The organism is Lactobacillus sp. OTU4228, assembly GCF_001006945.1.
In the GTDB taxonomy this organism is placed as follows: domain Bacteria; phylum Bacillota; class Bacilli; order Lactobacillales; family Lactobacillaceae; genus Lactobacillus; species Lactobacillus amylovorus.
In genome coordinates, this window is sequence record NZ_CDLD01000003.1 from 1 (window position 1) to 12,425 (window position 12,425).

At 40.6% G+C, this 12,425-nt stretch carries 10 protein-coding genes, 1 tRNA gene and 1 pseudogene; 11 read left to right on the plus strand and 1 reads right to left on the minus strand.

Going from position 1 to position 12,425, the window contains the following annotated elements; translation table 11 throughout:
* The 11 genes and pseudogenes from BN1206_RS00660 to BN1206_RS00710 all read left to right on the plus strand — a co-directional run.
* Positions 1-112: pseudogene (locus BN1206_RS00660) on the plus strand (RNA-guided endonuclease TnpB family protein); the annotation flags it as partial.
* A 288-nt stretch (positions 113-400) separates the two neighbouring features.
* Positions 401-473, plus strand: a tRNA-Thr gene (locus BN1206_RS00665).
* A 71-nt stretch (positions 474-544) separates the two neighbouring features.
* Entirely contained in the window at positions 545-1,858 is a 1,314-nt protein-coding gene (locus tag BN1206_RS00670; protein ID WP_052542743.1) for a C1 family peptidase, read from the plus strand.
* A complete protein-coding gene (locus tag BN1206_RS00675; protein ID WP_052542745.1) occupies positions 1,858-2,511 on the plus strand; it encodes an HD domain-containing protein in 654 nt (217 codons plus the stop codon). Before BN1206_RS00670 ends, BN1206_RS00675 begins: the two co-directional genes overlap by 1 nt.
* A 170-nt stretch (positions 2,512-2,681) precedes the next feature.
* Entirely contained in the window at positions 2,682-4,307 is a 1,626-nt protein-coding gene (locus BN1206_RS00680; protein WP_052542748.1) for a peptide ABC transporter substrate-binding protein, read from the plus strand.
* Positions 4,308-4,380: 73 nt separating this feature from the next.
* On the plus strand, positions 4,381-6,015 hold the full coding sequence (locus tag BN1206_RS00685; RefSeq protein ID WP_052542749.1) for a peptide ABC transporter substrate-binding protein: 1,635 nt from the start codon (positions 4,381-4,383) through the stop codon (positions 6,013-6,015).
* 147 nt (positions 6,016-6,162) lie between these two features.
* A complete protein-coding gene (locus BN1206_RS00690) occupies positions 6,163-7,305 on the plus strand; it encodes an IMP dehydrogenase (protein ID WP_013641427.1) in 1,143 nt (380 codons plus the stop codon).
* A gap of 185 nt (positions 7,306-7,490) precedes the next feature.
* Positions 7,491-8,420, plus strand: coding sequence for an oligopeptide ABC transporter permease (gene opp3b, locus BN1206_RS00695; protein WP_013437057.1), 930 nt, complete (start codon positions 7,491-7,493; stop codon positions 8,418-8,420).
* 8 nt (positions 8,421-8,428) lie between these two features.
* Positions 8,429-9,460 (plus strand): ABC transporter permease, encoded by a 1,032-nt coding sequence (locus tag BN1206_RS00700; protein ID WP_052542750.1) that lies wholly within the window; start codon positions 8,429-8,431, stop codon positions 9,458-9,460.
* A 15-nt stretch (positions 9,461-9,475) separates the two neighbouring features.
* On the plus strand, positions 9,476-10,534 hold the full coding sequence (locus tag BN1206_RS00705) for an ABC transporter ATP-binding protein (protein ID WP_013437059.1): 1,059 nt from the start codon (positions 9,476-9,478) through the stop codon (positions 10,532-10,534).
* 20 nt (positions 10,535-10,554) lie between these two features.
* Positions 10,555-11,499: an ABC transporter ATP-binding protein gene (locus BN1206_RS00710; protein ID WP_013641429.1), complete on the plus strand. Its 945-nt coding sequence runs from the start codon at positions 10,555-10,557 to the stop codon at positions 11,497-11,499.
* A gap of 264 nt (positions 11,500-11,763) precedes the next feature.
* On the opposite strand, the gene tnpA is transcribed toward BN1206_RS00710, so the two are convergent.
* Positions 11,764-12,213, minus strand: a complete 450-nt coding sequence (tnpA, locus tag BN1206_RS00715) for an IS200/IS605 family transposase (protein ID WP_052542753.1) — start codon at positions 12,211-12,213, stop codon at positions 11,764-11,766.
* Between the last annotated feature and the right edge of the window lie 212 nt (positions 12,214-12,425).

Consider the following 12,425-nt stretch of genomic DNA (forward strand, 5'->3'; position numbering starts at 1 on the left):
GACTTGTCCAATTTGTCGAATGCCCCATATTCGTGATTGGAATGCGGCCGTGAACATCTTAGAAAAAGGATTAGGCAATTGGCAGAATCCTAAAATAAAAAAAGCAGCCTAGAAAGGCTGCAGTCCGCTAGCAACTCGCGGACTTAAAAGGCTTTGGTAATTAGACGACCTCTATCGGCAATAGTCAAAAGACTATTGCTGGTAAGTCAAGTCCGTATCTAAGCAAGTTGGTGTTCTGGTTAGCGCAAGCTAACGAGCCACTAAGCCCTAGACTTCAGTCTAGGGTAGTTGACTAATCTCAAACTATTTCTTATTTTCAAACTCTTGGATTAGGAAAATGAAAAAAAGAGACAAAGACATTCGAAATGATTGTCTTTGTCTTTTTTGTTACAATAGAGACGCCGCTTTAGCTCAATAGGTAGAGCACCGCCGTGGTAAGGAGGAGGTTCCCAGTTCAAACCTGGGAAGCGGCTTTTTTTCGTGGGCAAAATAATGCTAAAATGATGACAATGTAGTGATTGATTTTAACGAGAAAGGATCTCATATGAAACACGAGCTGACAATGGCAGAAATTGCCAAATTCCAAAAAGATTATGAAGCGCAGCCACAAAACCGCGTGGCTGAACTTGCTGTTGTTAATAACGGTGTGCAAAAGGCTAGTTTTAACAACGAAGGCGTAAGAAAATTAAATCGCACTTTTTCAATTGAAATTCCAACTGACAACGTCACTGATCAAAAGCAATCAGGTCGTTGCTGGTTGTTTGCGGCACTCAATACTTTGCGTCATGGCTTTGCTAAAAAGTACAATGCGAAGAATTTTACCTTCTCTCAAAATTACCTCTTTTTCTGGGACAGAGTAGAACGTGCAAATATTTTCTTCGATAATATTTTAAATACTGCTGATCGTCCACTTGATGACAGAACAGTGCACACTTACATGCAAGGTCCCGACACCGATGGTGGTCAATGGGCCATGGCCGTTTCCTTAATTAGAAAATACGGCTTAGTACCAACCTATGCTCAAGACGAAAGCTTTTCTGCCAACAACACCGCCATGTTTAACCGTGCTTTGAACATGAAGCTGCGTGAAGATGGTTTGGTTTTGCGTAAATTTTATCAAGAAAAGAAATTCGATGAAATTGAAACTAAGCGTCAAGAATTCTTGAGCGAAGTTTACCGCATGGCTGTGATCGCCTTCGGTGAACCTGTCCAAAAGTTTGACCTTGAATTCAAGGATGACGATGGCAAATATCACTTTGATGGTGATTTGACTCCACTTGATTTCTTCCACAATTACTTCACTGATGATCTCGATGACTACGTTGTTTTGTTCAACGCTCCAGATCATGAATTCGACAAGCTTTACGCACTGCCATTTGAAGACAACGTCGAAGGTGGCACTCCTGTTCAATTCTTGAACACCGAAATCGATAACTTGAAGGAAGCTGCAATTAAGCAACTTGAAGCCGGTGAAACTATTTGGTTCGGTTGTGATGTTGGTAAAGACAGCGACCGTCAAAAGGGTATTTTATCTAAAGGCCTTTACCAAACTGATGCCATTTTCAACATTGAAACTAAGTTGAATAAAAAAGAGCGCCTGCAAACTGGGGCATCTGGTTCAACTCACGCTATGACTTTGGTTGGTGTCGATGTTGTTGACGGCAAGCCTCGTCAATGGAAGATCGAAAACTCATGGGGCACAAAAGTCGGCGAAAAAGGCTACTTCGTGATGGACGATGATTGGTTCAACGAATACCTCTTCAAGGTGGTCGTAAAGAAGCAATACGTACCAGAAAAATTGGTTAAGATCTGGGAAGGCGAAGCTACCCCAGTAGAAGCATGGGACTCAATGGCATAATGGACATCGATCAAGTCATTCAATTTACCAAGGATCATTTAAAAGACGAAAAAACCGGCCATGATTTTTATCACGGTCAACGTGTAGCTAACTTGGCTAGCAAGATGTATCTGGAAGATCATCCTGATGCTCATGAGGATAGCCGGGTAGTGGCCATTATTAAAACTGGCGGCTACTTGCACGACACGATTGATGAAAAGATTTGTGCCGATCCAGAAAAGGTCGTTGCCGAGATTAAAGAATTATTGCCTAAAGTTGGCTTTAATGATTTGGAAATCTGGGACATCTTGTTTACGATCCAGCACATGTCCTTTTCTGCCAATATTGAACATCACTATGATTTACCTCTGTCAGGCAAGTATGTTCAAGATGCGGACCGCTTGGAAAGTCTCGGTGCCATCGGCATTGCTCGTGCTTTTACCTATGGTGGTAAGCATGGTAACAAAATCTATGATCCTGAGATTAAGCCAGTCAAGTTAGTGAGTCATGACCAATATCGTGGTCATGTCGAGACAACGATTAACCACTTTTATGAGAAACTTTTTCATTTAACCGATTTAATGAACACCTCAGCCGCTAAAAAAGAGGCTGAAAGACGGACCGATTACATGCGTAATTTCGTTCAAGAGTTCATGGATGAGTGGAATATCTGAAAAAAGTTTAATAATTAATAAGCCTTGATGCTGTAGCATTGAGGCTTATTTCTTTACTTAAATATTTGCTAAAGATTAAAAAAAACTTGCAAATTAAAAATTGATAATATATACTTATAAGCAACTTAAGAAAATTTATTAATTTTCTCATAAACGAGAGGGGCAATAATATGAAGTTTACAAAATTATTTGCTGCAGGGGCAACAGTTCTTATCGCTGGTGCCACACTAGCAGCGTGTGGTAGCAACAGTAACAGCAGTTCATCAGGCAACTCTTCTGCAAAGAAGAGCATCAACTGGATGGATTCAGCCGAAATTCCAACTATGGATATTTCAAAGGCTACCGACGTTACTAGTTTTAACCAATTGGGTAACGTTGAAGAAGGTCTTTACCGTTTAGGCAAGAACTCCAAGGTTGAAAATGCTTTGGCAACTAGCACCAAGGTTTCTAAAGACGGCAAGACTTGGACTTTTACTTTACGTCCTTCAAAATGGTCAAACGGTGACAAGTTAACTGCTAAGGACTTCGTATATTCTTGGCGTAGAACTGTCAACCCAAAGACTGCTTCACAATATGCCTACTTATTTGAGGGAATTCATAATGCCACTCAAATTTCAGCTGGTAAAGCTCCAGTTAACAGCTTAGGTATCAAGGCCGTTGGTGATAACAAGTTAGTTGTTACATTGGATAAGCGTATTCCATACTTTAAGCTTTTGATGGGTTTCCCACTATTCTTCCCACAAAACCAAAAGGTTGTCGAAGCTAACGGTTCTAAGTACGGTACTTCATCCAAGACTACTGCCTTCAACGGCCCATTCGTACAAAAGGGCTGGACAGGTTCAAACCTTTCTTGGAAGCTTGTAAAGAACAAGAACTACTGGGACAAGAAGAATGTCAAGCTTAACACTATTAACTACAGTGTTCAAAAGACTCCTTCAACAGCTTACAACTTGTACCAATCAAACAAGCTTGACGCAACCGTTTTGGACGCACAACAAACTAAGAACTTGAAACACAATGCAGGCTACACATTGCGTGACACAGCTGCAACATTCTACGTTCAATTTAACCAAAGAAGAAAGATCTTCAAGAACGAAAACTTGCGTAAAGCTATTTCAATGTCAATCAACAGAAAAGCTTTGTCTAACGCTTTAGGTGGTTCAAACACTCCAGCCGATAGTTTAACTTCTAAGGGTGTCGTTAACCACGACGGTAAGGATTGGGCTTCAGTAGTTGGCGATAAGGAAAGTGCTTCTTACAACCCAACTGAAGCTAAGAAGCTTTACAAGAAGGCTTTGAAAGAATTAGGCGTAAAGAACGTTTCATTCTCAATCCTTTCAGACGATACTGATGCAGGTCAAAAGACTACTGAAACTCTTCAAAGTCAATTAGAAGAAAACTTGAAGGGCATGAAGGTATCTGTCGCAAACGTACCATTTAAGACTCGTTTGAACCGTTCAACTAACGGTAACTTCGACCTCGTAGTATCAGGTTGGTCAGCTGACTTCGCCGATCCAATTTCATTCGTTGACTTGTTCACTAGCAAGAACGCTAACAACAACGGTAAGTGGAGCAACGCTCAATACGACAAGTTGATTGCTGATTCTAAGACTACTGCAGATACTACTAAGCGTTGGAACGACCTTGAAAAGGCTGAAAAGATCTTGCTTAATGAAGAAGGTATCGCACCTCTTTACTACAAGACTGAAGCATGGCTTGTACGTCCAGACATCAAGGGTATCGTCTACAACGGTGCTGGTTTGAACTACAACTTCAAGAATGCTTACGTAGATTAAATTCATAGTACTTTGACAGGAAAAGAGTAGCTTTAATCAGCTACTCTTTTTTGCATATTCGGAGGATAAGAAAATGAGTAAATTCCGAAAATTAATGGCAGCCGGTGTTGTAACTTTAGCCGGAGCTGCACTGGCAGCCTGTGGCAACAATAGTAGTTCATCATCAGCCGGTGGTGGTAAAAAGACTTTAAACTGGATGGATAAAACAGAAATTGAAGGCATGGATGTAGCTAAGGTTACAGATGCCACTAGTTTTACCCAATTGAACAATACGATGGAAGGTCTTTATCGTTTAGGTAAAAACTCTAAAGTTGAAAATGCTTTGGCTACTAAAACTACTACCAGTAAAGATGGCAGGACTTGGACATTTACTTTACGTAAAGATGATAAGTGGTCAAACGGTGATCCAGTAACTGCTAAGGACTTCGTCTATTCTTGGCGTAGAACCGTTACTCCAAGTACAGGTTCACAATATTCATACCTATTTTCTGGTATTGAAAATGCGGATGCAATTGTAGCCGGTAAGAAAAAGCCAAATACTTTGGGCATTAAAGCAGTGGGTGACGACAAGTTAGTAGTAACTTTGGATAAACGTATCCCATACTTTAAGCTTCTGATGGGCTTCCCACTATTCTTCCCACAAAACCAAAAGGCAGTAGAACAATATGGCAAGAGCTATGGTACTTCATCAAAGACTACTGTTTACAACGGCCCATTCGTACAAAAGGGTTGGACAGGTTCAAACCTTTCATGGAAACTTGTTAAGAACAAGAACTACTGGGACAAGAAGAACGTTAAGCTTAATACAATCAACTACAGCGTTCAAAAGACGCCTTCAACTGACTACAACCTTTACCAATCAGGCAAGCTTGATGCAGCCTTGCTTGGTCCTCAAGCTTCAAAGGAATTGAAGAATCAAAAGGGCTACACTTTGAGAAAGACTGCATCTACGATTTACCTTGAAATGAACCAAAAGAAAGCACCATTTAACAACGAAAACTTCAGAAAGGCTCTTTCTTTAGCAATCAATAGAAAAGAATTGGCTAACTCTGTTGGTGGGGCCGCAGAACCTGCCGACACACTTTCTCCAGAAAACATGACCGAAGTGAAGGGTAAAGACTACACCAACCTTGTTAGAGGTACTGCTACTAAGCAATTTAATACCTACAACAAGAAACAAGCTCAAGCCTACTGGAAGAAGGCTCAAAAAGAGTTGGGCAAGAAGAGCGTAAGCTTCTCAATCTTGACTTACGATGACGATGCTTCAAAGAAGGGCGGCGAATTCTTGCAAAGTTCAATCGAATCCGCTTTGAAGGGTGTCAACGTCAGAGTTCAAAGCATTCCTAAGAAGACTGCCTTAGACCACGCCGGAAGCGGTGACTACGATGTCTTCTTGATGGGTTGGACTGCCGACTTCTCAGACCCAATTTCATTCTTGGACTTGAACACTTCTAAGAACTCGCAAAACTGGGAAAAGTACTCAGATTCTACTTATGATAAGCTTGTCGCAGAATCTAAGGTAACTCCTAGTGAAACCACTCGTTGGAACGACTTAGTTAAGGCTGAACAAAGAATTATCAGCACTCAGGGTGTTACTCCTTTGTACCACCCAGAAGAAGCTTGGATGGTTCGTTCAACCGTCAAGGGCGTTGTCTACAACGGTGCCGGTGCTCCTTACAACTTTAAGGAAGCATACATTGCAAACTAATCTTTTTAATAACCAATAAACTCCTCTCTTAAGTGAAAAGCAGACTGAAAAAATTCAGCCTGCTTTTATTTTTACCCTTGAAAATTGGTTGATCTCCTAGTAAAGTATAGCTAATAATTTTTATTTGTATGAGAAAAGGAGAGCATAATGTCTAATTGGGATACAAAATTTGCCAAAAAAGGTTTAACTTTTGATGATGTTTTATTGATTCCAGCAGAAAGCCATGTTTTGCCAAACGAAGTCGATTTGAGCACACAACTGGCTGATAATATTAAATTGAATATTCCATTAATCAGTGCCGGCATGGATACTGTCACTGAAGGAGCAATGGCAATTGCGATGGCTCTCCAAGGTGGACTTGGCGTAGTGCACAAGAATATGTCAATTCAAGCCCAAGCAAGTGAAGTTGCTAATGTTAAAAGCGTAGTCGTACCAAGCAATGCCACTAAGGCTGCAGTTGACGACCAAAACAGATTGCTTTGTGCCGCAGCTGTTGGTGTAACTAGTGATACTTTTGAAAGAGCAGAAGCACTTCTTGAAGCTGGTGCCGATGCAATCGTTATTGATACTGCTCATGGTCACTCAGCAGGTGTTTTGCGTAAGATTAAAGAATTCCGTGAACATTTTCCAAAGCAAACTTTAATTGCCGGTAATGTGGCAACTGGGGATGCCACTCGTGCATTGTTCGACGCTGGCGTTGACGTAGTTAAGGTAGGTATTGGACCTGGTTCAATTTGTACTACTAGAATCGTTGCCGGTGTTGGTGTACCACAAATTACTGCTATTTATGATGCTGCTTCAGCTGCACGTGAGTACCACAAGCCAATCATTGCCGATGGTGGTATCAAGTACTCAGGTGATGTAGTTAAGGCTTTAGCTGCCGGTGGTAACGCAGTTATGCTTGGTAGCATGCTTAGTGGTACCACTGAAGCACCTGGCGACATCTTTGAAGATAATGGCAAGAAGTACAAGCGTTACCGTGGTATGGGTTCTGTCGGTGCCATGGCTCAAGCTCACGGCTCAAGCGACCGTTACTTCCAAGGTGGTGTTAACGAAGCCAACAAGCTTGTTCCAGAAGGTATCGAAGCTCGTGTTGAATACAAGGGTGACGTTTCTGACGTTGTCTTCCAAATCGATGGTGGTCTTCGCTCAGGTATGGGCTACTGCGGTGCAGCTAACATTTCAGAATTAATCGAAAAGGCCCAATTTGTTCAAATCACTAATGCTGGTTTGCGTGAATCACACCCACACGATGTGCAAATAACTAAGGAAGCACCTAACTACAAATAAAGTACAAACAATCAAAGCAATAAATAATAACAGCAGCTTAAAAATAAGAGAAAAGCACATACTTTTCTCTTATTTTTTTAATTTTTATTTACTTTTCTCTAGTAATTTAAAATCCATCTGGTATAATTAAAACAACATTAAAAATTAAGTAATAAAGCAAAAAAGAAAATGAGGGAGAAATTAATATGGCTAGATACCTATTGAAACGTATTTTTTATATGATCCTCACTTTGTTTATCGTAGCCACGGTAACTTTCTTCTTAATGAAGTTAATGCCTGGTTCACCTTACGCTAACGAAGCGAAGATGACGCTAACGCAGCGACACATCATGGATGAACAATACGGTTTGAATAAACCAGAATGGCAACAATATTTGATTTACATCGGCGGGATGTTTCACGGAGACTTCGGTACATCCTTCCAATACAGTAATCAACCTGTTGCAACATTGATTGGCTCACGTTTGGGTGCCTCAATGCAACTTGGTCTTCAAGCTTTGATTCTTGGTGTTGTGCTTGGCGTTATCGTTGGTGCGATCGCTGCCGTAAACCAGGGAACCTGGGTTGACTCAACTGCAACTGTAATTTCTATTATCGGTAAGTCAGTACCTAACTTCGTTTTAGCGGTACTACTTCAATACTACATCGGTTTGAAACTGGGGCTTTTCCCACTGGCCGGTTGGGGGCAATTCTCCCAAACAATTATGCCGACGATTGCCTTAGCGGTAGGGCCATTCGCCGAGACGGCCCGGTTCATTAGAACGAGCATGGTTGATACTTTGAGTAGTGACTACATTGAGTTAGGTAAGGCTAAAGGTTTAAGCCGGATGGAAGTTATTAGAAAACACGCAATGCGTAACTCAATGATTCCACTTGTTACTTTGATTGGTCCTTACGCAGTAGCTTTGATGACTGGTTCAATGGTTATTGAAAACATCTTTAACATCCCAGGCATCGGTGAACAATTCGTTAAGTCAATTTTAACTAACGACTACCCAACAATCATGGGAATCACGATGGTCTACTGTATCGGATTAGTAGTAATTCTGTTAGTAACTGATATCGTTTACGGATTGATTGATCCAAGAATCAGATTAGATGAAAGCGAGGCTTAGAAGACAATATGGCTGAAGAAAAATCAAACCTTCCTACAGATGCCTTTGAACCTTTACCAAAGGATGAGGCGCAAGATAACGAAAATATTGCTGGTCCATCATTGTCATTTGCTCAAAACGTTTGGATTCGTTTTAAGCAAAGAAAAGCAGCTATGATCTCCGCAATTATTGTTATTGTCATGATCATTGTTGCCTTTGGTTCAACCCCATTCATCAATAACGCAACTTTGGTTAAATCACATCCGCAATATGCTAACTTGCCAGCCAAAGTTCCTGGCATGAGCGCAGTTAACGGTTTGAACGGTAAGATTAAGCAAAATGGCAAATGGGTTGATGCTTACGCTCAAAACAATGTGCCAAAAGACAAGTACTTCATTGCAGGTACTGACTATTTAGGTCGTTCACTTGGACAAAGAATTATTTATGGTACTAAGATTTCATTAATTGTTGCCTTAGTAGCTGCCTTCTTTGACTTAACTATCGGGGTCGCGTACGGAATAGTGTCCGGATGGAAAGGCGGGGGAGTCGATAACGTGATGCAGCGGATTATCGAAATCATCTCCTCCGTACCTAACTTAATTATCGTTGTTTTGATGCTGGTTGTTTTGAAACCAGGTATTACCTCAATTATTTTGGCTATTGCCATTTCTAGTTGGACAACAATGGCACGGCAGGTCAGAGCCGAAACGCTGAGTTTAAAGAACGAAGAATATGTTTTAGCAGCCCGTTCACTTGGTGAATCATCTTGGAAGATTGCGTGGAAGCACTTGGTGCCAAACCTTTCAAGTATCATCATCATTCAAACGATGTACACCATTCCAACTGCTATCTTCTTCGAAGCATTCCTTAGTTTCATCGGTATTGGTATTTCAGCTCCACAAACTTCACTTGGTGTGCTTTTAAACGAAGGTCAAAAGAACTTCCAATTCTTGCCATACCAAATGTGGTACCCAGCAATCGTTTTGTGTATCTTGATGATTGCCTTCAACTTATTAGGTGATGGTTTACGTGATGCCTTTGACCCAAGAGGACAAAGATAGAAAGGATTAACCTAAATGCCAGAAGAAAGAGTTTTAGATGTTAAAAATTTAAAAATTGATTTTCACACTTATGCTGGTGAGGTTAAAGCTATCCGCAATGTGTCCTTTCACTTGAATAAGGGTGAAACTTTAGCAATCGTGGGCGAATCAGGTTCAGGTAAGTCTGTTACTACTCGTAGTATCATCGGCCTGCTTGCTCGTAACGCCAAGATCGAAGGCGGCGAGATCAACTTTCATGGTAAGAACTTATTAGACTTGCCAGAAAAGGAAATGCAAAATATTCGAGGAAACGAAATCTCAATGATTTTCCAGGATCCAATGACTTCACTCGATCCTACGATGAAAATCGGCCAACAAATCGCTGAACCTTTGATCAAGCACAAGGGTGCTTCAAAGAAGGAAGCATGGGCTAAGGCACTTGAAATGATGAAGGCCGTTGGTATTCCTAACGCAGAAGAAAGAATCAACGAATACCCACACCAATTCTCAGGTGGTATGAGACAAAGAATCGTAATTGCGATTGCACTTATCTGTGAACCCGAAATTTTACTTGCGGACGAACCGACAACTGCTTTGGATGTAACTGTGCAAGCTGAAATTTTGGACTTGATGAAGGATTTGCAAAAGAGAGTAAAGACTTCAATTATCTTTATTACACACGACTTGGGTGTTGTTGCCGGCATGGCTGATCGTGTAGCCGTAATGTACGCAGGAGAATTCCTTGAATTTGGCGGCGTAGACGAAATTTTCTACGATCCACAACACCCATACACTTGGGGCTTGATCAACTCAATGCCTACGCTTAATAGTGATACTTTGGAATCAATCCCAGGTACGCCACCTAACTTGCTTGATCCACCTAAGGGTGATCCTTTTGCACCAAGAAACAAATACGCCATGAAGATCGACGTTGAACGCAAGCCACCATTTTTCAAAGTTAGCGACTCCCACTATGCCGCAACTTGGCTGCTTGCACCAGGTGCACCAAAGGTTGAACCACCAGCAGAAATTCAAAGACGCTGGAAGAAATATGATTTGATGAAAAAAGAGAACAAACTACCAGGAGTTAAATAATCGCAGCAAAGGAGAATTTTATGCCAGAAAAAAAGAAAATTTTGGAAGTAAAACATCTAAAACAATACTTTAAAAATGGCCGTAATGTCACCAAAGCTGTTGATGATGTAAGTTTTGATATTTACGAAGGCGAAACTTTTGGCTTGGTAGGTGAATCAGGATCTGGTAAGACAACTACCGGTCGTTCAATTTTACAGTTGTATAAGCCAACTAGCGGTGAGGTTATTTTTGAAGGTAAGAATGTTGAAAATCTGAAAAGTAGAGCTGATAAATTAGCTTTTACTAGGGATGCACAAATGATCTTCCAGGATCCATATGCTTCACTTAACCCAAGAATGACAGTTGAAGATATTATCGCTGAAGGGCTTGATATCCACCACTTGGTTAAGGATAAGGCCGAAAGAAGCAAGCGTGTAGAAGAATTGCTTGAAACTGTTGGTTTGAACGAAAGTCACGCCAGCCGTTTCCCACACGAATTCTCAGGTGGTCAGCGTCAAAGAATCGGAATTGCACGTGCATTAGCCGTTGAACCTAAATTTATCGTTGCTGACGAACCTATCTCAGCTTTGGACGTATCAATTCAGGCGCAAGTTGTTAACTTGATGATTGAATTGCAAAAAAAGCGTGGTTTAACTTACCTCTTTATTGCTCACGACTTATCAATGGTTAAGTTTATTTCTGACCGTATTGGTGTTATGCACTACGGTAAATTGCTTGAAGTAGGGCCAGCTGACGACGTTTATGATCGTCCGCTTCATGACTATACTAAGAGTTTGATTTCAGCTGTGCCAATTCCTGACCCAGAAGTTGAACGCAGTCGTACAAGAATTCCATACGATGCTCAAAAAGAAGAAATGGACGGAAAAGAGCGTAGCATGCACGAAATTCGTCCAGGTCACTTTGTTCGTTGTAGTGATGACGAAATAAAGCATTATGAAGAAGTAGCAGCAAGCTACGAAGACTAAGCCAAAATAATAAATCTCTCTAAATAAAAAATAAGTCTCAGAAGTTCTGAGGCTTATTTTTGTAGAACTTAAGACAGTATTTATTAAAAATAATCTGTATAATGAAAGTAGATCATACCTTCGCAATGACGGATGGATTTTCCTCTATCAGCGAAGGTTTTTTTATGGATAGAATAATATGGAACATCATCTTTCATATGAAGAACAATTATTACTTTTTAATGAAAAACGCCCAGAAATCCCCGTATTTTAATGCGGGGATGGCTAGGGCTTACCGTCTCTAACGGCATTGTAGATCTGGTCATTAATGTACTTTTCTACTACTTCTTTAGACATATTCCCTACGCTACCAAAGTAATAGCTTGGCGACCATAAATGCCCACCCCACATCCTGTTTTGCTTAATTTCGGGGTGATTCTGGAAGAATAAGAAAGCACTTCTTCCTTTGAGCGCTTTGACTACGCTTGAACCCGATTTTGATGGCCTAAAGCTAATAAGCAAATGAATATGTTCAGGCATTACTTCCATTTTTTCAATTTGGATTTGATTATCTTCGGCTATTTGCTTGAGCAGGTCTCGCATTTCTTGAGCCAGGTCTTGGTTAGTAAAGATTTGATTGCGGTATTTAGTACACCAAATTAGATGATAGTGTGCATTATAGACGTAGTGTTTTTCATAGCCTGCGTCTTTTATTTTGTCTCTCTTATTATTCATAGTCTAATATCCTTTCGTCTATTATGTATCTATTTACTGTTGATTATAAGATATACATAGGATATAATCAAATTACAATAATACAAGGAGGTGAAATACATGAAAAGAATGAGCAGTTTAGCCTATCATTTTGGCGTTAAGCTTCGCTTTTATCCTAGTTCTAAGCAAAAGAAAATCATTAAACTAAACTATGATGCGCAGCGCTTTGTCTA